The organism is Rhodococcus sp. ZPP, from assembly GCF_017656075.1.
GTDB lineage: Bacteria > Actinomycetota > Actinomycetes > Mycobacteriales > Mycobacteriaceae > Rhodococcus_F > Rhodococcus_F oxybenzonivorans.
The window spans coordinates 1,086,892-1,108,864 of sequence record NZ_CP058638.1 but is presented as its reverse complement, the minus strand read 5'-3'; the positions used below and the strand labels follow the sequence as shown (position 1 = coordinate 1,108,864).

Below are 21,973 nucleotides of genomic sequence, written 5' to 3'. Positions count from 1 at the left end.
ACAACGCCGTGCTCTCATCAACGCTCCAGACTCATCCAGATCGCGCCGTTGGCCGGCAATGCCACCTCGGCAGAGGCGGGCCGCCCGTGCCATGGCTGCGAAGTTGCCGTCACTGCCCCGAGATTTCCCCAACCCGACCCCCCATAGATTTCGGCGTCGGTATTGAGGATCTCACGCCATGTGCCCAATTCGGGCAAGCCCACTCTATAACTGCCGTGTGGCGTACCCGAGAAATTGAACAGACACGCCATGATCGAACCGTCGGTGCCGTAGCGGAGGAAGCTGAGAACGTTGTTCGCGGTGTCATTGGCATCAATCCACGAGTAGCCGCCCGGGGACGTATCGAGCGTCCACAGCGCGGGATGCGCCCTGTAGGTGGCATTGAGATCGCTGATCAGTTTCAGGAGACCGCCGTGCAGGCGTCCGGTGTGGGGATCGTCGATTTCGTACCAGTCGAGGCTGCGCTCTTCCGACCACTCCCGCGTCTGGCCGAACTCCTGCCCCATGAACAGCAGTTGCTTGCCGGGGTGCGCCCACATGTACGCCAGCAGAGACCGGACACCCGCAGCTTTCGCATAGTCGTCCCCTGGCATCCGAGTCCACAACGTGCCCTTGCCGTGCACCACCTCGTCGTGGCTGATGGGCAGCAGATAATTCTCACTCCACGCATAGACGAGCGAGAAGGTGATCTCGTGGTGGTGATAGCTCCGATGGACGGGATCGTGACCGAGATACCCGAGGGTGTCGTGCATCCAGCCCATGTTCCATTTCATGCTGAATCCGAGACCGCCGATGTTCGTCGGGCGGGTGACACCGGGCCACGCCGTCGACTCCTCGGCAATCGTGACGACCCCAGAATGGTGCTTGTGGACTGTCGCGTTCATTTCCTGAAGGAAGTCGACTGCTTCGAGATTCTCCCGGCCACCGTGGATGTTGGGCGTCCAGCCGCCTTCCGGTCGCGAGTAGTCGAGGTAGAGCATCGACGCCACCGCATCGACGCGGAGCCCGTCCACATGGAACTCGTCGAGCCAGAACAGGGCATTGGCAACGAGGAAATTACGAACCTCGCGTCTGCCGAAGTCGAAGACGTAGGTTCCCCAGTCGAGCTGCTCACCGCGCCGGGGATCGCCGTGCTCGTACAGCGGGGTGCCGTCGAAACGGGCGAGCGCCCACTCGTCCTTCGGGAAATGGGCAGGTACCCAGTCGACGATCACGCCGATCCCCGACTTGTGGAGGCGGTCGACGAACCACCGGAAATCGTCGGGGGAGCCGAAGCGCGACGTGGGCGCATAGTACGACGTCACCTGGTAACCCCAGGATCCACCGAACGGGTGCTCGGCGACCGGCAGCAACTCCACGTGGGTGAAACCGCACTCGGTGACATAGGTGGCCAATTCCTCGGCCATGTCGCGGTAGCTCAACCCGGGACGCCACGAGGCGAGATGCACTTCGTACACACTCATCGGCGATTGTGTCGGGTCGGTGCTCGCCCGCTGCGCGAGCCACTCGGCGTCATCCCATTCGTGCGTACTGATCGCCACGCGGGACGCTGTCGCCGGCGGCACCTCCGTGGCGAACGCCATGGGGTCCGCTTTGTCCCGCACGCTTCCGTCGCGGCCGTGGACGCGGAACTTGTACAGCTCGCCGACCTCGATACCGGGAATGAACAGCTCCCACACACCGGTGGAGCCGAGCACCCGCATGGGAAACGTCTCGCCGCCCCAGCCGTCGAAGCTGCCGATCACGCTGACCCCACGGGCAGCCGGTGCCCAGACGGCAAACGACGTGCCGGTCACCGTTCCGTCCGGGGTGTCGTACGAGCGTCGGTGCGCCCCCAGAATTTCCCACAGGCGCTCGTGCCTGCCCTCCCCGAAGAGGTGCAGATCGAGCTCACCGAGGGTCGGCAGGAAGCGGTAGCCATCCGCCGCGAGGTCGGTGTGGCCGCCGGGCCACGTCGTCGACACCCGGTAATCGATCAGGTCACGGTAGGGAACCAGCGCTCCCCACATACCGTGCGCGATGTGCTCGAGTGGGAAGTTCTTTCCGCCGATCACCGCTTCGACGGACTCGGCCCGCGGGCGCAGAACTCGGATGACCGTGCCGTCGGGGTGGGGGTGTGCCCCGAGGACGGAATGCGGGTTGTGGTGAATGCACCGCGCCAGCAGATCCAAATCGGCGTCGTCGGGTGCGATTGCAGTGGGCGGTTGGACGGCCACTATGTACCTCCGCGGTATGCCAGCTTCGTCCTGGCCGGATAGGGGATGGACGGCAGAGCCAGAATATGGGCCACCGAACGCCAGGGCTCGAGACGTACGAAGTTCGCCTGCCCCCAGTGGTATTGCTCCCCGGTGACCTCGTCGAGCACGGGTAGGTGGTCGTGCCAGTCACGTCCGAGTGCCGGCATGTCGAGCCACACCGTTCCCTGCTCGGCGCCGAACGGATTGAGGTTGATCACCGTCAGCACGGCGTCACCCGTGGTCGCATCGAACTTCGAGTATGCGATGAGTGCGTCGTTGTCGACGTGATGGAAGTGCAGGTTTCGCAGCTGCTGCAACGCCGGGTGCTGACGGCGGATGCGGTTGAGCGCGGTGAGCCATGGTTCGAGGGACTCACCGCGGGCGGCGGCACCTTCGAAATCCCGGGGGCGCAGCTGGTACTTCTCCGAGTCGAGATACTCCTCACTCCCCGGACGCACCGGAAGGTGCTCGTACAGCTCGTAACCCGAGTAGACGCCCCACGTCGGTGACAGAGTCGCGGCCAGTGCGGCGCGCAACGCGAACATGCCGGGACCGCCGGTTTGCAGGCTCTCGTGCAGGATGTCCGGGGTGTTGACGAAGAGGTTGGGCCGCGCCTCGTCGGCCTTCGCTGCGATCTCGTTGCCGAATTCGGTCAACTCCCATTTGGCCGTTCGCCACGTGAAATAGGTGTACGACTGAGTGAACCCGCGCCGGGCCAGTCCGTACAGTCGCGCCGGCCGGGTGAATGCCTCGGACAGGAACAACACGTCCGGGTCGGTCTTCTTGACCTCCGCGATCAGCCACTCCCAGAAGTCCGGTGGCTTGGTGTGCGGGTTGTCGACCCGGAAGATTTTCACCCCCGCGGCGATCCAGTGCCGCACCACGCGCAGCACCTCCGCGTAGATGCCGTCCTTGTCGTTGTCGAAGTTGACCGGATAGATGTCCTGGTACTTCTTCGGCGGGTTCTCCGCGTAGGCGATGGTCCCGTCCGGAAGGACCGTGAACCATTCCGGATGGTCCCGCGCCCACGGATGGTCGGGCGCGCACTGCAGCGCGAGGTCGATGGCGACTTCGAGGTCGAGTGCGCGCGCCGCAGCGACGAACGCCTCGAAATCCTGCATCGTTCCGAGCTCCGGATGTATCGCGTCGTGACCGCCTTCGGCCGATCCGATCGCCCACGGCGAGCCCACGTCGTCCGGCCCGGGAGTCAGCGTGTTGTTGGGTCCCTTGCGGTTGATCACGCCGATCGGGTGGATGGGCGGCAGGTACACGACGTCGAAGCCCATGGCCGCGATCCGGGGGAGGGCGGCGGCGGAGGTGGCGAAGGTGCCGTGCCGGGGCTTCCCGTTCTCGTCCCAGCCTCCCGTCGACCGGGGGAAGAATTCGTACCACGACCCGAAGAGCGCCCGTGTGCGGTCGACGAGGACACTGTGCGCTTCACTTCTGGTGACCAGATCACGTAAGGGATGCGCCCGCAGAAGTTCGGCGACGTCCGAACCGAATGCCGGGGCCACCCGCTCGCCGAGCGGATGCTCGGACCGCAACGATGCGGCGACACCGATCAGCCGCGAACGGTCGTTCCGCGGGACACCCTTGGCGGCACGCTCGAACAGCCGGGCGCCGTTCTCCAGATCGTTGGCCAGCTCGGACGGCCCCTGCCCGACCGAGAGCTTGGCCTCCACTGCATGCTTCCAGGTGGTGATCGGGTCGCTCCACGCCTCGATCCGGAAGGTCCACATTCCTTCACTGGTGGGCGTGAAGGAACCGTCGACGGTGTCAGGCGCAGGTCCAGGGTTCATGGGAATGCGAAAGGTCGCCGATCCGCCGGAGGATGCAGTACGGGGTCCTCGCACCGCGAGAGTGGCGGCCACGGCATCGTGCCCCTCCCGCCATACCTTCGCCCGCACGGGAAATACCTCCCCGACAACAGCCTTGGCAGGGTAACGCCCGCCCGAGATGTCGGGCATCACGTCGTCGATGCCGAGTCGACCTGTCACACTGGGCTCCGTTCCATAGTCGGAAGTTGCCGACGACGCTTCGTTCCGCCGCCGGTTTCAACCGTAATGGAGCAGACCGGTCCCTGTCCCAGTTGGCGACAGCGCCCCGCGGGAGGGGCTTGGAGACTGGGCCGCCGACGTGGCAGGTCGGCCGAACTCGCTCGCATCCCGCGACACGACACCACCCGGCCGGAAGTGCATTATTGTTCGCGAAGTGAAAGCCTTGCGTCGGTTCACTGTCCGAGCCCACCTTCCCGAGCGTCTCGCCGCGCTCGGCCCGCTGTCGACGAATCTCCGCTGGTCGTGGCATACGGCCACGCAGGAGCTCTTTTCGTTGCTGGACGAGGACCTGTGGCGGCGCGTGCAGTACGACCCCATCCGGATGCTCGGTGAAGTCGAGCCGGCTCGCTTGGACGAGCTGGCCGAGGACGTTTCCTTCCTAGCCCGCCTCGACGCCGCCGCCGCCGATCTCGACCAGTACCTGTCCCGGCCGCGCTGGTACCAGAATCAGCAGGCGAAAGGTGTTTCGCTCGGTGGTGGGATCGCCTACTTCTCAATGGAGTTCGGTGTCAGCGAAGTGCTGCCCAATTACTCCGGCGGGCTGGGCATTCTTGCCGGTGATCACCTGAAGGCGGCATCGGATCTGGGTCTTCCGCTGATCGGTGTGGGCCTGCTGTACCGATCGGGGTACTTCCGGCAGTCCCTGACCGCGGACGGCTGGCAGTCCGAGCACTACCCGGCCTACGACCCGCAGGGATTGCCGCTGCGTTTGCTGACCGAGTCGGGTCCGGACGCCGGAACTGCCTCTCCCATCCTCGTTCACGTCGCGGTGCCCGGTGGCCGGGTGTTGCGCGCCCGGGTATGGATCGCTCAGGTGGGCCGGATACCGCTGCTATTGCTCGACTCCGACATCGCCGAGAACGACGCCGAGATGCGTGGGGTCACGGACAGGCTGTACGGCGGCGACCAGGATCACCGGATCAAGCAGGAAATCCTGGCCGGTATCGGAGGGGTCCGCGCGGTGCGGGCATACACTCAGGCGCACGGTCTGCCCGATCCCGTGGTCTTCCACATGAACGAAGGACACGCCGGGTTCCTCGGACTCGAGCGAATCCGCGAGTTGGTGACCGGTGCGGGACTTGCTTTCGACGAAGCACTGGCCACCGTGCGCGCGGGCACCGTCTTCACGACGCATACGCCTGTTCCGGCCGGAATCGACAGATTCCCCGCGGACCTGGTCCGGCACTACTTCGGCGGGGACAACGCCGAGAACGAATCTGCGCTGCTCCCCGGGCTGACAATGGATCGCATCATCGGCCTCGGCAGCGAACCGGATCCGTCGGTATTCAACATGGCGCACATGGGTCTGCGCCTCGGCCAGCGCGCCAACGGAGTGTCGAAACTGCACGGAATCGTCAGTCGCGCCATGTTCCGGCCACTGTGGCCGAACTTCGACGCCGACGAGGTCCCGATCGGTTCGGTGACCAACGGTGTCCACGCCCCCACCTGGGCGGCACCGGAATGGGTCGACCTCGCCACCCGCATCCTCGGACCCGAGCTGGTGGAGGAGGCCAAGGGCTGGGAGCGATTGCAAGAACTGTCCGCCGACGAGCTGTGGTCCACGCGCAACAGCCTCCGCACCAAACTGGTCGAGGAGGTACGACGACGCGTGCGGGCGTCCTGGATCGAGCGCGGCGCCACCTCCGCAGAATTGGGATGGACCGACGAAGTTTTCGATCCGGGTGTTCTCACCGTCGGCTTCGCCCGCCGGGTCCCCACGTACAAGCGGCTCACCCTGATGCTGCGCGATCCCGACCGGCTGCGCGCACTGCTCCTCGACGAGAAGCGGCCGGTCCAGCTGGTGGTCGCGGGGAAGAGTCACCCGGCTGACGACGGGGGCAAGGCTCTCATCCAGCAGATCGTGCGGTTTGCCGACGCAGCGGACGTTCGGCATCGGATCGTGTTCCTGCCCGACTACGACATGTCGATGGCCCGGTATCTGTATTGGGGTTGCGATGTGTGGCTCAACAATCCGCTGCGCCCACTGGAGGCCTGCGGGACGTCGGGGATGAAATCTGCGTTGAACGGTGGACTGAACCTGTCGATCCGGGACGGGTGGTGGGACGAGATGTTCGACGGCGAGAACGGCTGGGCCATCCCGACCGCGGACGGGGTCGTCGACGAGACGCGCCGGGACGACCTGGAAGCCAGCGCACTGTACGAACTGCTCGAGCGGGCAGTGTTGCCGAGGTTCTACGACCGCGGTCCGGACGGTTTGCCCGTGCACTGGGTAGAGATGGTCCGGCACACCCTGCAGAACCTGGGCCCCAAGGTGCTGGCCTCGCGAATGGTGCGTGACTACGCAGTCCAGTACTACGCGCCCGCTGCGGATTCGGCGCGTACGGTGGCGGCCGACGGTTACGCGGGCGCCCGCGAGCTGGCCGAGTTCCGGCATCGCGTCGAGGCCGCCTGGCCGTCGGTTGCGGTGTTGCAGGTGGACGGCGAGGGACTTCCCGACACCCCGGAGATCGGCGCCAACCTGGTGCTGCGCGCCCATATCCGACTCGGTGCGTTGTCCGTCGAGGACGTCACCGTGCAGGCTGTCATCGGAAAGACGGATCTGGACGAGGAGCTCAGCGACATCGTCACCGTTCCGATGACGCACGACGGGTCCGACGGTGCTACGGAATTGTTCGTCGCAGACACCGCCCTTCCGCTGTCGGGGTCCGTCGGTTACACAGTGCGAGTGCTCCCGAAGCACCGGCTGCTCGTCGACCCCTCCGAGCTAGGCCTGGTGGCGGTACCGAGTATGTAGCTGGCGGCGGCCGACGTCCCGGTGGCGGAAACCGGCGGCACCGGCGAGAACCAGGACAGTCGCGGACACGAGAAGCACGAACGGCGGGAGGAGGGACGCGGCCGGCAGGTTCGGGGTGTGGTGGAACGGTGACAGCACCCCGAACGTCTCCGGAAGCACGTGGGTGAACAATGCGGCGACCAGAACGTAACCGAGGTACAACCACAACAGGGGCAACGCCCGCGGGACGAGCCCGTACACCGCTGCACCCAGGCCGACCATCAGGAACAGTGCGGGCAAGACATTCAGAGCAGCCCCGACTGGAGCGGCCGAGGTAAGGCTCGAGCCGATGCGCGCGGCCACAGTGATCGTGGCGGCCGCAGCGGCGATGATCAGCACTTGGCTCGCGAACCACCCCATGCGCGACCCCGCTGCGGCCACGGCCTCGTCGGTCCTGCCGGATAACTCCTGCGCGGATACCGATGTGAACGCAGCCACGGCGTACGCCGCGGCCAGTCCCGCCAGAATTACCAGGTGATGAGCCGATACCTCGTCGACGGTCGTGCGTGCGGGCAGCACCTTCCCGTGCTGACCGAGGATTCCGAGGGGGAGCGACAGCGCGAATACTCCCAGACCCCACACGAGGGCCTGAGCTTGCAGACCTCGTGCTGCCAAAGCCGTAATTGCCGAGCGGGACTGGGCTGCTCGAGCGTGACCGCGTGGGGGTGGGAACAGTCCGGAACCGACGTCACGCCGGTCGACGGCGGCGTACGCGCACGCCGTGAAGATCACGGAGGCGGCGAGACCGATCAGCAGTGGCCACCATCGTTCGTCGACGTGGGCGCGGGTTGCGTGTGACCATCCTAGCGGCGACACCCAGGTGAGAAGGTTGCCACTGTGCTCGTGCCGGACATCGCCCACGGCGTGGAGCGCAACGGCGACGCCGATCGCGGCGATAAGGCCGGGCCAGAGCGCCACCTCGCCAGGCACGTACGCGACGCGCCTGTGTAAGGAGACCGAGTTCCGCCACGGATCCTGACCGAGCACCGTGGCCGTGCCACCGCCGGGGCGGAGCAATCCGAGCAGTATCCGGATCGTGGTGGTCTTGCCGGAATCGCCGGGTCCCAGCAGACCGTGCACCTCGCCGGACTGCACCTCCAGATCGAGGCCGTCGAGGGCAAGGACATCACCGAATTCTTTGTTCAGTGCTCGGACGGAGATCGCTGAGGCGATCGGACGAGCATAGGTGTGGACGGTCCCGGCGTCCGCGCAAGTCCGGTCTGCCGATCAACTACGCGAGTCACGAATTCTGCCCAGCGCCTTGCGCACGACCTCGGGGTCGGACGTCTCCCAGAACGGCGGCAGCGACGCGCGGAGATATCCGGAGTATCGGGCGGTCGCCAGACGTGGATCCAGCACGGCGACAACACCTTTGTCGTCGACGCTGCGCAGCAACCGGCCCACTCCCTGGGCGAGGAGCAGTGCGGCGTGATTGGCCGCCACCGAGAGAAATCCGTTTCCTCCGCGAGACTCCACGGCCTTCTGCCGAGCCACCAGTAGGGGGTCGTCGGGGCGCGGGAAGGGTATGCGGTCGAGGATGACGAGACTGAGGGACGGGCCCGGCACGTCGACGCCCTGCCACAGTGACAGCGTGCCGAACAGGGATGTCGGTTCGTCGCCGGCGAAGGCCCGGACCAGGGCGCCGGTGGAGTCGTCACCTTGGCAGAGGACGGGAGTGTCGAGACGCTCACGCATGGCCTCGGCGGCCGCCTTGGCCGCGCGCATCGAGGAGAACAGGCCGAGTGTGCGTCCGCCGGCGGCGGCAACCAGTTCGGCGATCTCGTCGAGGTAGGAAGGAACCAGACCGTCGCGACCCGGCGGCGGAAGGTGCTTGGCGATGTAGAGGATTCCGGCGCGTGCGTGATCGAACGGCGAGCCGACGTCCAGCGCATTCCATTTCAGAGTGTTCGCGTCCGACGGTGCCTCGGTGCCGGTGGCCAATGCCGGATCGATGACGACGGACGATTCGGCCGGAAGTCCCCAGTTGACCGCCAGACCGTCGAAGGAGCCGCCGACCGTGAGCGTGGCGGACGTGAGGACCACCGTCGACTCGGCGAACAGCCGCGACCGTAGGAGGCCGCCCACAGACAACGGAGCCATCCGCACGACCCGCCGGACCGAACCGCGATTGTCGTCTGCGGCCAGCCAGACGACATCCCGTCGCTGGGCGGGATCCGGCTCGTCGAACGCGCTGAGCACCCGGACGGCGCTGTCGTGCACTTCCTCCACCGCTGCCAGGGCGGTGTTACGTGCGGCGGCGGCCTCGGGATCGCTCAGCGCCATGCCCGGACGTGACGGACCGATGGCTGTGCACAGTGACCAGGCGGCGTCACGGACAGCAGCGAGCGCAGGTGCCGCACCCGGTGGCAGCGCCTCCCACCGCTCCGGTCGTAGTTCCTCGAGAAGCGCCGCCCATCCTTCGCCTGCTGCTTCGAGGCGATCCGCGTCCTGCTCCTCGACCAGCTTGGTGCACCGGCGGGCTGCGGCGCTGATCGTCGATGCGGCGAGTTCGGCGGTGGCGACATTCGTGACGCGATCCACCAACTCGTGGGCCTCGTCGATGACCACGACGTCGTGCTCGGGGAGGATCGCGATTCCCGTGATGGCGTCGATGGCCAGCAGCGCGTGATTGGTGACGACGACGTCTACCTGGGACGCCTCCGAGCGGGCACGCTCGGCGAAGCAGTCCTCACCGACCGGGCACCGGGACTTGCCGAGGCATTCGCGCGCGGTGACGCTGACCTGCCGCCACGCTTTGTCGCTGACGCCGGGGGCCAGATCGTCGCGGTCACCGGTGTCGGTTTCCGAGGACCACTCGGTGAGCCGCTGCACCTCCCGGCCGAGGCGTGAGACCGCGAAGGGGTCGAACAGCTCGTCCGTCGGCGGTTCGTCGGCAGCTCCCGTGTGGATCTTGTTCATGCACAGATAGTTGTTGCGCCCCTTGAGGATCGCGAAGTGTGGCCGCCTGCCGAGAGAGTCCTCGAGGGCGTCGGCGAGACGCGGCATGTCGCGATCGATCAGCTGGCGTTGCAGTGCGATGGTGGCCGTCGAGACAACCACCGTCTTCCCACTCTGCACCGCATGCCGCACGCTCGGCACCAGGTAGGCCAGCGACTTGCCGGTGCCGGTTCCGGCTTGCACGGCCAGATGCTCCCCGGTGTCGATCGAATGCGCAACGGCCGACGCCATCGTGAGCTGGTTCGATCGTTCCGCACCACCCAGCGACCGCACCGCCGTGCGCAACAGCTCGGGGACGTTGGGAAGGTTTTCGGGCACCCGAGCAGGTTACTCGGGACCTACGTCAGAAATCGCTCCGCCATCGCAAGAGGCGTCTCGGTCACGGCCCTGCAGGTGAACGCCTGCGGCGCGCATCTCGGTCAGCGCCGACTCGACGGTGGTCGGAGAGACACCCGCAGTGAGGGGCAGCAGTACCCGGGTGGTGAACCCGGCCTTCGCTGCGTCCAGTGCCGTGGCTCGCACGCAGTGATCGGTGGCGATACCGACGATGTGGACGTCGGTGATCCCGGCGTCGTGCAACCACTTCTCGAGTCCCCAGCCCTCGGGATTGCTGCCCTCGAAGCCGGAATAGGCCGCGGAGAACTCTCCCTTGGAGAAAACCGTTGCGATACGGCTCGTGTCCAGGTCGGGATGAAATTCCACTCCCGGCGTACCCACTTTGCAGTGCACGGGCCAGGTATCCACGAAGTCCGGTTCGTCGGCGAAGTGGTGACCCGGATCGACGTGGTGATCGATGGTCGCGGCGACAGCGTCGTAGTCGGCAGTGTCGAGGAAGCGGCTGATCGCGGCTGCGACCGCGGAACCGCCCTGGACGGCAAGGGCCCCGCCCTCGCAGAAGTCGTTCTGCACATCGACGACGAGCAGCGCACGGCGCGCTCGGATGCTCTCGGTGTCGCTCACAACGTCCTTCCCTGGATGGCACGGCTGTCGGCGTCGGCGAACCGGGTGGGAACAGCCGGATCGCCGTGGGACAACTTCAACCCCTCCCACGGCAGACTTACCAAACCTGCCGCAAGAAGCGATCGACTCTCTTCCAGGGTATCGGCGTCCGCGACGGCCTCGCCACCGCGCACCAGCGGAACGAGCAGGTCGCGGGCCTCGAGCCCGTTCTGTTCGGGTCGGGGCGCGCGCGCCGGATAGATCACTTCCTCCACGACGGTCCCGGTATCGCGGGAGAAGCGGACCGCCCGCTTCGCGCCACCCCGGGACGCCTTCAGACTGCTCCGCTTCTCGACGGGAATGCCGTTCACCTCGACGAGCTTGTAGACCATTCCGGCGGTGGGGGCACCAGAGCCGACGACGACGGCGGTGCCCACCCCGTACACGTCGACCGGCTCGGCGCGCAACGCCGCGATGGCGTACTCGTCGAGGTCTCCGGAAACGACGATCTTGGTCTTCGTGGCGCCGAGGTCGTCGAGTTGTCTGCGAACTTGACGGGCCAGGACACCGAGGTCGCCGGAGTCGATCCGGACGCCGCCCAATTCGGTTCCCGCGACCTCGACGGCGGTCTTCACGCCACTCGTGATGTCGTAGGTGTCGACGAGCAGGGTGGTCCCCACACCCAGCGCCGCCACCTGACCGCGGAAGGCGGCGGCCTCGTCGGGTCCGTCCGCGGTGGTGTGCAGCAGGGTGAACGCGTGTGCGCTGGTACCCGCGCCGGGTACACCGTGCCTGCGTACAGCCTCCAGATTGGACGTGGCGGTGAAGCCCGCGAGGTACGCGGCGCGTGCCGCCGCGACGGCAGACTCCTCGTGTGTGCGCCGCGAGCCCATCTCGATCATGGGGCGACCGTCCGCAGCGCTGACCATCCGCGCGGCAGCCGAAGCTATCGCGCTGTCGTGGTTGAGGATCGATAGGATCAGCGTTTCGAGCACCACGCACTCGGCGAACGTTCCGCTCACCGAGAGGATCGGCGAGCCGGGGAAATAGAGCTCACCCTCGCGGTAGCCGTCGATGTCCCCGGTGAAGCGGTACGTGCGCAGCCACGCCACGGTCGCGTCGTCGAGGAAACGTGAGACCACATCGATCTCGGCGTCCCCGAAACGAAAGGTCGCCAAGGCGGAGAGCAGTCGAGAGGTACCGGCGACCACCCCGTACCGACGACCGTCGGGCAGGCGCCGGGCGAAGACCTCGAAACTGCACCGGCGATGCGCAGAACCATCGGCGAGGGCCGCCGACAGCATCGTCAACTCGTACTGATCGGTGAACAATGCGCTGCTGTCTCGGGACACCCGGCCACTTTAAGCCGCGGTGTCGCGGGATGTGAGCTCGTCGTACCCTGGTGTCATGGCTTCTCGCTCGACGACAGCACCATTCGTGGATGCCGTGCCGGCATCGCCGCAGGTCACTCCTGCAGAATCGGAAGTCGTCGAGGTCGAGGACGTCAGCGATCGCCCCTGGGTGACCGTGGTGTGGGACGACCCCGTGAATCTCATGCACTACGTCACCTACATATTCCAGAAGCTGTTCGGATACAGCAAGGCCAAGGCGACGGAACTGATGATGCAGGTGCACTCCGAAGGCAAGGCCGTCGTGTCGAGCGGTTCCCGGGACAAGGTCGAGAACGACGTACGCAAGCTGCATGCGGCTGGCCTCTGGGCCACCATGCAGCGGGACAGCAGCTAAGTATCCAGTCGACAGTCGACTATTCGTTCGACAGTGAGGAAATCGGTACCCGACGTGCGGATGTGGACCAGGAAGAACTCGCTCGGCGGCGTGAAGTTGCGGTCTGAGATGGATGCCCACGAGGCGACGGTGTTGCGGTCGCTGGTCGCCTCCGTCCTCGGGCTCCTCGACGAACGCGCCCGTTCTGCTCCCGAGGACGAACTCGCCGCCCTCACCGGGATGCGCACCGGCCACACGACACCGCCCGACGAGGAGGTGCTCGCGCGGCTGTTGCCGGACTTCCATCGGCCCGGTGCCGACGCGCCGGACGACGCGGATGGGCGGGCGGAGGCGAAGGCGGACATCAACGGAGCGCTACGTGGACTCCACGAGCCGGAGATCATCGACGCGAAGATGGCCGCCGGCTCCGTCATTCTCCACACCGTTCCGGAGAACGGCGGCAAGGTGCTGCTGACGCCGGAACAGGCCGACGCCTGGTTGAGCGGGCTCAACGACGTCCGGCTGGCACTGGGAACCAACCTCGGCATCGACGCGGACACGCCCGACGAACTGGATCCCGACGATCCGCGGGCGCCCCATCTGGACATCTATCACTGGCTGACCTGGATGCAGGATTCGCTGGTTCAGGTACTCGCCCCTTGACTTCGACGACGCCGGGACGGACCGACTCGCTCATCGACGTCGCCGGACTGCGCGTGGGCCACCACCACGAAGTGGACCCCGACGCCACGCTCGGTAGCGGTGCGGCGACGGGATGCACGGTGGTGCTGGCACCGCACGGCGTCACCGCGGCCGTCGACGTCCGCGGCGGAGGGCCGGGCACCCGGGAAACGGACCTCCTCGATCCCAGTCACAGCGTGCAGAAGATTCACGCGATCCTTCTGACCGGCGGCAGCGCCTTCGGTCTCGCCGCTGCGGACGGCGTCATGCGCTGGCTCGAGGAACACGGCCACGGAATCGCCATGGGTCAGCCGGGTCAGGTGGTTCCGATAGTGCCGGGTGCGGTCATCTTCGACCTCCCGGTGGGAGACTGGACTCGACGTCCCACCGCCGAATTCGGTTACCTCGCATCGGACTCCGCTTCGTCGTCGGTGCTCTGCGGATCCGTGGGCGCCGGGGTGGGAGCGCGGGCGGGGGCTGTGAAAGGTGGGGTCGGCACGGCCGGGGTGGTCATCACCGACGGCCCGGCCCAGGGCGTCGCGGTGTCGGCCTTGATCGTCGCGAACCCCGTCGGATCCGTTTTCGACCCCAGGACCGGACTTCCGTGGGGAGTCGCCACCGCCGGCGCCGCCGCCTTCGGGCTGCGCGTACCGGCCACCGCCGAACTGTCTGCGGCCAACGATCTCGTGGCCAAGGGGACGGTCCTCAACACCACCATCGGCGTCGTCGCCACCGACGCAGCCCTCGGTAAGGCTGCATGTCGTCGCATCGCCGTCGCGGGCCACGACGGGCTCGCCCGCGCGATTCGTCCCGCGCATTCCCCCCTCGACGGAGACACGATTTTCGCCGTGTCCACGGGATACCACCGGACCGGACCCCTCGCGGACGTGCCGGACGCCTTCCCGCCGGACCTGCCCATTCTCGATGCTGTGTGTTCGGCCGCCGCAGACGTGGTGGAGCGAGCCGTCGTCGATGCCGTTCTCAGTGCCACCGCGGTCGCGGGAATTCCCACCTACCGCGAACTGTTTCCCTCAGCACTGCGTTCTTGAGGGCCGGTGGCCGACCGGCCCGTCCGCACTTAGGATGGCGCTCACGGAGGTGGCTGACGTGTTGGTGATTCGAGCGGATCTCGTCGACGCAATGGTGGCGCATGCCCGGGCGGATCATCCGGACGAGGCGTGCGGTGTCATCGCGGGGCCCGAGGGCTCCGATCGCCCCGAACGGCACATTCCGATGATCAATGCGGAGCGGTCTCCGACGTTCTACCGCTTCGATTCGGGGGAGCAACTTCGGGTGTGGCGGGCGATGGAGGAGGCCGACGAGGTTCCCGTGGTGATCTACCACTCGCATACCGCCACCGAGGCGTATCCGAGTAGAACCGATATCTCCTTCGCGTCCGAACCGGATGCGCACTATGTGCTGATCTCCACGCGGAACCCTGACAGCCACGACCTCCGCAGTTACCGCATCCTCGACGGCGAGGTCACCGAGGAACCCGTCGATGTGGTGCAAAGTTACAAGTTCGCCCACACGTCCGTGGCAGACGTTCCCGACAAGTGACCCCGCCGTCCTCTGCGGACGGGTCCGTGCCGGAAAAATCCCACACCTCGAGGAGCCGACCATGGCTGTCACCGTTTCGATCCCTACCATCCTCCGCGCGCACACCGGCGGTGAAAAGCGAGTAGAGGCAACAGGTCCCACTCTCTCTGCCGTCATCGACGATCTCGACGTCAACTACGGCGGCATCAAGGAGCGCCTGATCAACGACGGACGTCTGCACCGATTCGTGAACGTGTACGTCAACGACGAGGACGTCCGGTTCTCGGGCGGACTCGAGACTGAGGTGGCCGACGGAGACTCGGTCACCATCCTCCCTGCCGTCGCGGGAGGGTGATCGCAGCCGATGGCCCGGTTCGAGTCGCTGATCGAGACGCTCGGGAACACACCCCTCGTCGGACTGCCCCGGTTGTCGCCGCGCTGGACGGGGGATGCCCCGGTCCGGTTGTGGGCGAAACTCGAGGACCGTAACCCGACGGGCTCGGTGAAAGACCGGCCTGCTCTGCGCATGATCGAAGAGGCCGAACGGGACGGGGTGCTGGCGCCGGGCGCCACCATCCTCGAACCCACCAGCGGCAACACCGGAATCTCCCTCGCAATGGCTGCGAAATTGAAGGGGTACCGACTGATCTGCGTGATGCCCGAGAACACGTCCGTGGAGCGCCGTCAGCTTCTGACCATGTTCGGGGCACAGATCATCGACTCACCCGCGCGCGGCGGCTCCAACCAGGCCGTCGCGGTGGCCAAAGAACTGGCCGTCGAGCATCCCGAGTGGGTGATGCTCTACCAATACGGCAACCCCGCCAATGCACAGGCGCATTACGACACCACCGGGCCCGAGGTTCTGCGCGACCTGCCCGAGATCACTCACTTCGTGGCCGGGCTCGGCACGACGGGAACGCTCATGGGTACCGGGCGCTTCCTACGCGAACACGTCGACGGCATCGAAATCGTCGCGGCGGAACCGCGGTACGGAGAACTGGTGTACGGCCTCCGCAACATCGACGAGGGTTTCGTTCCCGAACTCTACGACGAGGCTGTGCTCACGTCGCGATTCTCGGTGGGCCCCGCCGACGCGGTACGCCGGACCCGTGAGCTGATCGAGATGGAGGGGATTTTCGCCGGCATCTCGACCGGGGCCATCCTGCACGCAGCACTCGGAGTCGCGCGTAAGGCCGTGAAGGCCGAACGAGCCGCGGACATCGCCTTCATCGTGGCCGACGGCGGCTGGAAATATCTGTCCACCGGCGCGTACGGCGGTACGGTCGAAGAAGCCGAGGAAGCACTGGAAGGGCAGCTGTGGGCGTGATGAGAACGGTGCGTGGAGCATGACTTCGTCGATCGATCCGGTGCAGCCGCAGCAGAAGCGGCCGCTGTGGCTGCAGTCGGCCGTCGTGATCGGCGTCTTCACCGTCCTGCTGTATGCGATCGAGGTCGTCGATGTGGTCTCGGGCGAGGTCCTCGAAAGGAACGGGGTACTGCCGCGATCGGTGGACGGTCTGTGGGGCATTCTCTTCGCGCCCGTTCTGCACGACGACTGGAATCATCTGATCGGCAACACCATTCCCCTCATCGTGCTCGGTTTCCTCGTGCTGCTGTCCGGGGTGGCCAGAGGACTCGCGGCGACCGGGATCATCTGGGTGATCGGGGGTCTCGGCACCTGGCTGACAGGTGGCGCATCCGACAACCACATCGGATCCTCCATTCTGATCTTCGGATGGTTGGCGTATCTCCTGGTGCGCGGGCTGTTCACCCGGCACTTCGGCCAGATTCTGCTCGGTGTCGTGGTGTTCGTCTTCTACGGCGGCATGTTGTGGGGCGTACTGCCCAGCCAGCCGCACGTCTCCTGGCAAGGTCACCTCTTCGGCGCGATCGGGGGAGTGCTCGCCGCCTGGGCTCTCTCGGCGGACGCCCGCAGGGAGCGCGCCCAGAAGTCGGTCGGGCCGCGTTCCCTCACCTGACTGTTGCCCGCCGGGATCACCACGCCCCGGCAGCGGGCGGTTGCCCACGGCGGGCCCGGCGGTAGTCGAGAGTCGGTCGGAGGAGGATACCGAGGGCGGCTTGCCTGGGCGAACATAGCCCGAATCTCGCGGCTAGGTCACAGTCGGTCATCAGTTGTGAAGTCGACGCGCCAATTCCGCCGGAAGCTTTTTCGGCGACGGGTCGCCATGGCAGCATGGCGGGTATGCGCATTACCGTCCTGGGGTGTTCAGGCAGCGTCTCCGGACCAGACTCACCCGCATCGGGCTATTTGTTGACGGCGCCGGACACTCCGCCGCTGGTAATGGACTTCGGGCCCGGTGTCCTCGGTGCTCTCCAGAAATTCGCCGATCCCGGTGAGGTGTCCGTGTTCCTCACCCACCTGCATGCCGATCACTGCCTGGACCTTCCCGGGCTGCTCGTCTGGCGCCGCTACCATCCGCACCCGCCGGAAGGTCGGGCCCTCGTCTACGGACCGTCCGACACCGCTCGCCGGATCGGCGTGGCGTCAGCGGAATGCGGTGGCGACATCGACGACATTTCCGACACCATCGAACTGCGCCACTGGGCGGACGGCGTTCCCGTCACCTTCGGTGACCTCACCATTACCGCCCGCCGCGTGAACCATCCGCCGGAGGCGTACGGACTCCGCGTGACCGACGGCACCGGCCGCACTCTCGTGTACAGCGGTGACACCGGCATGTGCGAAGAAGTGGTCGAACTGGCGCGCGGAGCCGACGTCCTGCTCGCCGAGGCATCGTGGACGCACAGCCCGGATCGGCCGAAGGGGGTGCATCTCTCCGGCACCGAAGCCGGCCAGGTCGCCCGCCGCGCCGAGGTCGGCGAACTTCTTCTCACCCACATCCCACCCTGGACCTCGCGGGAAGATGTCATCGCCGAGGCCAAGGCCGAGTTCTCCGGACCCGTTCACGCGGTGACCGCGAGCGGCGTCTACGACGTCTGAAGCCGTGTGCCCGGGCTCTCGGACCGGACGACTAGGCTCTCGGCTGTGACAACACGAGATGACGGTAGGGCGGACGACGAACTCCGCGAGGTCAAGATCACCCGCGGCTTCACCACACACCCCGCAGGATCGGTGTTGGTCGAATTCGGCAACACCAGGGTGATGTGCACGGCAAGCGTCGAGGACGGCGTGCCCCGATGGCGTCAGGGCTCCGGGCTGGGCTGGCTGACCGCTGAATACGCGATGCTGCCCGCTGCCACCCACACCCGCAGCGGACGTGAGTCCGTGAAGGGCAAGGTGGGTGGCCGGACTCAGGAGATCAGCCGATTGATCGGCCGTTCCCTCCGCGCGTGCATCGACCTTGCCGCCATCGGCGAGAACACCATCGCGCTCGACTGCGATGTCCTGCAAGCGGACGGGGGAACCCGCACCGCCGCCGTCACCGGAGCCTATGTCGCGCTGGTCGACGCAGTCACGTATCTGCGGGCGGCAGGCCGGCTCACAGATCCGCAACCGATTTCCTGCGGAATCGCCGCGGTGAGTGTCGGCGTGGTCGATGGTCGTGTTCGACTCGATCTGCCCTACGAGGAGGATTCCAGGGCAGAGGTCGACATGAACGTGGTGGCCACCGACACGGGCACACTCGTCGAGATCCAGGGCACCGGCGAAGGAGCCACCTTCCCGCGCAGCACCCTCGACAAACTTCTCGATTCGGCGCTGGCGGGTTGCGAGCAATTGTTCGAAATCCAGAAGACCGCACTGGAACTGCCGTATCCCGGCGTCCTGCCCGAACCCAAGGTCGTGGTGCCGAAGAAGAAGTTCGGGAGCTAGTCCGGTGCCGGGAACACGGGTGCTCGTGGCCAGCCGCAACGCGAAGAAACTCCGGGAGCTCCATCGAGTACTCGACGCCGCGGGGGTAAAGGGCGTCGAATTGGTCGGTCTCGATGACGTACTTCCTTATCCCGAAGCTCCCGAGACAGGAGCGACGTTCGAGGAGAACGCGTTGGCGAAGGCGCGCGACGGGGCTCGGGCCACGGGGTTGACTTGCGTGGCAGATGATTCGGGCTTGGAAGTGGATGCCCTGAACGGCATGCCCGGCGTGTTGTCGGCGCGGTGGTCCGGCACGCACGGCCGTGACGAGGCCAACACGGCGCTGGTCCTCGCGCAGCTCGGTGACGTTCCCGACGACCGTAGGGGAGCGGCGTTCGTCTCCGCGTGCGCGCTGGTTGTGCCCGGTGGGGAGGAGACGGTGGTCCGCGGTGAGTGGCGGGGGACTATTGCCCGCGAGCCGGTCGGTGACGGAGGATTCGGTTACGACCCGGTGTTCGTGCCGGAAGGAAGCAGCCGCTCGGCAGCACAGTTGTCGCCGGAGGAAAAGGACGCGGCCTCACATCGGGGTCGCGCACTGACCCAGCTCATTCCCGCGCTGGCCAAGCTCGCCGAGAGCTGACGCCCGTCGGGTACGACAAATGTGGACGGGAGGGTTTCATGTCTCCGATGATGGTGCCGCAAACACCGCTCGGATGGTTGGTCTACGTGATCGCTCTGATTACAGGTCAGCCGGTCATCATGTGACCGGCTGATCAACGCCGACTATTCGAACACTGATCAGATCCCGAAGTCGGAACGGACCTGCTTGGTGCGCTGATGCTCTACGTAGAAGGACAGGAACGGAATGGTCCCGGCGAGCAGAGTTCCGACGGTACGACCCGCGGGCCAGCGCACCTTCACTGCCAGATCCAGCGTGACCAGCAGGTAGACGAAGTACACCCAACCGTGCACCACGGCAATCCACGTGGGCAGATTCTCGACCTGGAAGATGTACTTGGCGACCATTTCCGCTGTGAGGACGAGCAGCCACACACCGGTGGCATAGGCAAGAACCCGGTAGCGCAGCAGCGCGGGAGCGATCTTCTTACGCTTGTCCGCGTCGACGACCGAACCGGACACAGTCTCGTCCTGACCCGTGCTCACGTGGTGCTCCTATCGTTCTCGCGAGCTGCCAGCTCGGCGAGATACTCGTTGTACTGCTGAACTTGGAGAATTTCGAGATCATCCGAAGCGTCTTCGGCGGCGACTGCGTCGACCGTGGGACGAGGAGGAAGCACGTCGGCCGGAATTTCCCGCACCTCGTCGGCTGCCTTCTCTGCCTCCGCCGGATCGGCGTCCTCGAGCTGAACGAAACGCCGATACGCATAGATGAAGAACACCGCGAACAATGGCCACTGGAACGCATACCCGAGGTTCTGACCGTTGCCCCCCACCGCCTCGAAGCGCTCCCACTGCCACCAACCCAGCGCGAGGCACGTCACAGCCCCGGCGACCACCAGCACGACGAGTGCGGGTCGGCTTCGTCTACGGTTTCCGGACACGATGACGACGGTACCCGAAACGGTGATTGCCCTGCTAGGAAAGGTGGGCGGTATGGGCGCGGTCACACGCCCACACCGACCCGAACCGTGCGCGAGGGGGGATTCGAACCCCCACGCCCTTTCGGACATCAGGACCTAAACCTGACGCGTCTTCCCTTCCGCCACTCGCGCGCGAACGACAGAGTACGCCATGGACAAGGCGTCCCCGCACACGCTTCAGCCGGCGCGCTCGCTCCTGTCGCGGCTTTTTCGTCCCGCCCACGTTGCAGTCTGTGTGTGACAGTTGGGACAGAGGAAGCGGACCTCCTCCGGACGGGAGTCGAGCGAGTCCCCACGGATGTGGTCGACGTGCAGAGTTAAAGGGCTTCCGCACCACTCCGCGTCCAGCCCGCAGATTGCGCACTTGTAGGGGACTCCGGCTTCGATCAAGGCGCGGCGCAGAAGATGTGGCTTAACCCGTGCGCTGCCCGGAGGGCGGCGAATCAGGATCTCCTCCCACGTCATTCGGTTCTTTGCCGGTTTGCCTTTCGTGTGTGCGCTACCGGTGAAGTGCGTTGTATCGATGCCGAACTTCCGGATTCGGCGACTCAAATGCGCCTGCATTCCGCCGGACGGGCGTAGCCCGAGAAAACGGATTGCGCCGGCCACGCTCGTCGATTCTGCGACCGCCTGCTCGAGAACCTCCCGGGTGTACTTCACCGTGCACCCGTAAGCCGTCGCTGAGCTCGCTGGTACCGCCAGATCGCGTGGGAGAGGGTGGCCGCGGTGACATCGAAACGGACTGCGGCGGCCGCGAGGAGTTCCTCGGCCATCGCATTCGTCACCTCCACCTCCGGCGCAACAGCGTCGATGACGAAATCCTGGAGGAGGCAACGGCTTTCGGGAGTGTGTAGGCCGAGTTGCACCACGAAGCACTCCCATGTGGCGCTGCCGAAGCCGGCGATCTGGACGAGTGCGGAGCGGAGCACGTCGTCGTCCCGCAACTCGGATGACCGCCTGCATCCGGCGGCGACCAACGAGCGGGCGGCAAGTGCGACGGCCTCCGCCTTGGTGGTGTAGTTGCCCGGGACCCGCTGCCGGTTGCCCAGCACGGCGATCAGCTCCGCTGGGTCGTCGGCGTACTCGGACAGGGCGCCCAGATCGTCGAGCGGCACGCCTCGGTGCGCGCGCCAGCGGCCTATGACGGCACGCACCCCGGAAGCCGGCGTGCCGTAGGTGGCGCGGGCGGAGAACGCCGCGTCGAGCAGACCGGCCTCGATCTCGCGTGGCCAGCCCTCCGTCCAGTGTGGCCATGCGTCCCGAGGTAGTTCCGCGGCGATGTAGTCGATCAGGTCACGAACGTGTGCGGTGCTCATTGTTTCCCCCGGAGAACGATGTGTGTGCGTCGATGGTTCGAACGTTAGTTCGAGGGTCCGACACGGTTCGGGACCGAGTCGATCGGACACGGTGACGTCACGGCGGACGGGCACGACCTAGGCACTTCGTCAAGGTGGTAACAGATTGATAACGATTAATGTGAGGCTTTCCTCAGGTTCTAGGACGTCCTTGCACCGCCGCGTCCAGCGACGACGCGACCTACTCGAGAGTCACTTTTCGAACGCTCTGTGATCGACATCACGCGCATGTGGCGCCATGTCGAGCTCGTGTCGCTGCACTCTCCGTGAACGTGAGGAATTCCTCATGATTCTGTGTCAACCTTGTACAGCCCG

The 21,973-nt window shown here is 66.1% G+C and carries 20 protein-coding genes, 1 tRNA gene and 1 pseudogene; 11 read left to right on the top strand and 11 right to left on the bottom strand.

Features of this window, described 5'->3' with window-relative positions; translation table 11 throughout:
• Nucleotides 1-17: 17 nt before the first annotated feature.
• Nucleotides 18-2,216: a 1,4-alpha-glucan branching protein GlgB gene (gene glgB / locus HYG77_RS05225; RefSeq protein WP_208962036.1), complete on the bottom strand. Its 2,199-nt coding sequence runs from the start codon at nt 2,214-2,216 to the stop codon at nt 18-20.
• Nucleotides 2,216-4,234, bottom strand: coding sequence for an alpha-1,4-glucan--maltose-1-phosphate maltosyltransferase (locus HYG77_RS05220; protein ID WP_109328742.1), 2,019 nt, complete (start codon nt 4,232-4,234; stop codon nt 2,216-2,218). The genes glgB and HYG77_RS05220 overlap by 1 nt, the downstream gene beginning before the upstream one ends.
• A 214-nt stretch (nt 4,235-4,448) precedes the next feature.
• On the opposite strand from HYG77_RS05220, the gene glgP reads away from it, so the two are divergent.
• On the top strand, nt 4,449-7,049 hold the full coding sequence (gene glgP, locus HYG77_RS05215; RefSeq protein WP_208962035.1) for an alpha-glucan family phosphorylase: 2,601 nt from the start codon (nt 4,449-4,451) through the stop codon (nt 7,047-7,049).
• Nucleotides 7,050-7,991: 942 nt separating this feature from the next.
• Here glgP and HYG77_RS39445 read toward each other — a convergent pair.
• The 4 genes and pseudogenes from HYG77_RS39445 to HYG77_RS05195 all read right to left on the bottom strand — a co-directional run.
• A pseudogene (locus HYG77_RS39445) lies at nt 7,992-8,261 on the bottom strand (ATP-binding cassette domain-containing protein); the annotation flags it as partial.
• Nucleotides 8,262-8,315: 54 nt separating this feature from the next.
• Nucleotides 8,316-10,364, bottom strand: a complete 2,049-nt coding sequence (locus tag HYG77_RS05205) for an ATP-dependent DNA helicase (RefSeq protein ID WP_208962034.1) — start codon at nt 10,362-10,364, stop codon at nt 8,316-8,318.
• A gap of 9 nt (nt 10,365-10,373) precedes the next feature.
• Nucleotides 10,374-11,006, bottom strand: coding sequence for a nicotinamidase (locus HYG77_RS05200; protein WP_208962033.1), 633 nt, complete (start codon nt 11,004-11,006; stop codon nt 10,374-10,376).
• Nucleotides 11,003-12,337 carry a nicotinate phosphoribosyltransferase gene (locus HYG77_RS05195; protein WP_280123292.1) on the bottom strand — a complete coding sequence of 445 codons (1,335 nt, stop codon included), beginning with the start codon at nt 12,335-12,337 and terminating at the stop codon, nt 11,003-11,005. The genes HYG77_RS05200 and HYG77_RS05195 overlap by 4 nt, the downstream gene beginning before the upstream one ends.
• A gap of 55 nt (nt 12,338-12,392) precedes the next feature.
• Here HYG77_RS05195 and clpS point away from each other — a divergent pair, with 55 nt between their 5' ends.
• The 10 genes from clpS (at nt 12,393) to rdgB (ending at nt 19,342) form a co-directional block, all read left to right on the top strand.
• Nucleotides 12,393-12,731 (top strand): ATP-dependent Clp protease adapter ClpS, encoded by a 339-nt coding sequence (gene clpS / locus HYG77_RS05190; protein ID WP_109328754.1) that lies wholly within the window; start codon nt 12,393-12,395, stop codon nt 12,729-12,731.
• Nucleotides 12,732-12,785: 54 nt separating this feature from the next.
• A complete protein-coding gene (locus tag HYG77_RS05185; RefSeq protein ID WP_109328756.1) occupies nt 12,786-13,373 on the top strand; it encodes a DUF2017 domain-containing protein in 588 nt (195 codons plus the stop codon).
• On the top strand, nt 13,370-14,440 hold the full coding sequence (locus HYG77_RS05180; protein ID WP_208962032.1) for a P1 family peptidase: 1,071 nt from the start codon (nt 13,370-13,372) through the stop codon (nt 14,438-14,440). Before HYG77_RS05185 ends, HYG77_RS05180 begins: the two co-directional genes overlap by 4 nt.
• A 58-nt stretch (nt 14,441-14,498) precedes the next feature.
• A complete protein-coding gene (locus HYG77_RS05175) occupies nt 14,499-14,951 on the top strand; it encodes a M67 family metallopeptidase (protein WP_109334996.1) in 453 nt (150 codons plus the stop codon).
• 61 nt (nt 14,952-15,012) lie between these two features.
• A complete protein-coding gene (locus HYG77_RS05170; RefSeq protein ID WP_109328760.1) occupies nt 15,013-15,285 on the top strand; it encodes a MoaD family protein in 273 nt (90 codons plus the stop codon).
• 9 nt (nt 15,286-15,294) lie between these two features.
• Nucleotides 15,295-16,257, top strand: a complete 963-nt coding sequence (locus HYG77_RS05165) for a cysteine synthase (protein ID WP_208962031.1) — start codon at nt 15,295-15,297, stop codon at nt 16,255-16,257.
• Nucleotides 16,258-16,276: 19 nt separating this feature from the next.
• Complete coding sequence (locus HYG77_RS05160; RefSeq protein WP_109328764.1) at nt 16,277-16,909, top strand: rhomboid family intramembrane serine protease; 633 nt, start codon at nt 16,277-16,279, stop codon at nt 16,907-16,909.
• A gap of 224 nt (nt 16,910-17,133) precedes the next feature.
• Nucleotides 17,134-17,892: a cyclic nucleotide-degrading phosphodiesterase gene (locus HYG77_RS05155; protein ID WP_204164907.1), complete on the top strand. Its 759-nt coding sequence runs from the start codon at nt 17,134-17,136 to the stop codon at nt 17,890-17,892.
• A gap of 45 nt (nt 17,893-17,937) precedes the next feature.
• Nucleotides 17,938-18,723, top strand: a complete 786-nt coding sequence (gene rph / locus HYG77_RS05150; RefSeq protein WP_109328768.1) for a ribonuclease PH — start codon at nt 17,938-17,940, stop codon at nt 18,721-18,723.
• 4 nt (nt 18,724-18,727) lie between these two features.
• Nucleotides 18,728-19,342 (top strand): RdgB/HAM1 family non-canonical purine NTP pyrophosphatase, encoded by a 615-nt coding sequence (gene rdgB / locus HYG77_RS05145; protein ID WP_208962030.1) that lies wholly within the window; start codon nt 18,728-18,730, stop codon nt 19,340-19,342.
• Nucleotides 19,343-19,500: 158 nt separating this feature from the next.
• On the opposite strand, the gene HYG77_RS05140 is transcribed toward rdgB, so the two are convergent.
• From HYG77_RS05140 to HYG77_RS05120, 5 genes are all read right to left on the bottom strand, one after another.
• The gene (locus HYG77_RS05140) at nt 19,501-19,866 is read right to left on the bottom strand and encodes a DUF3817 domain-containing protein (RefSeq protein ID WP_109328772.1); all 366 of its coding nucleotides are present in this window, start codon (nt 19,864-19,866) and stop codon (nt 19,501-19,503) included.
• Complete coding sequence (locus tag HYG77_RS05135) at nt 19,863-20,264, bottom strand: transcriptional regulator (protein WP_109328774.1); 402 nt, start codon at nt 20,262-20,264, stop codon at nt 19,863-19,865. The genes HYG77_RS05140 and HYG77_RS05135 overlap by 4 nt, the downstream gene beginning before the upstream one ends.
• Nucleotides 20,265-20,352: 88 nt before the next feature.
• Nucleotides 20,353-20,435, bottom strand: a tRNA-Leu gene (locus tag HYG77_RS05130).
• 45 nt (nt 20,436-20,480) lie between these two features.
• Nucleotides 20,481-20,963, bottom strand: coding sequence for an HNH endonuclease (locus HYG77_RS05125; protein WP_208962029.1), 483 nt, complete (start codon nt 20,961-20,963; stop codon nt 20,481-20,483).
• Complete coding sequence (locus HYG77_RS05120; RefSeq protein ID WP_109328777.1) at nt 20,960-21,619, bottom strand: hypothetical protein; 660 nt, start codon at nt 21,617-21,619, stop codon at nt 20,960-20,962. Before HYG77_RS05120 ends, HYG77_RS05125 begins: the two co-directional genes overlap by 4 nt.
• Nucleotides 21,620-21,973 lie beyond the last annotated feature (354 nt).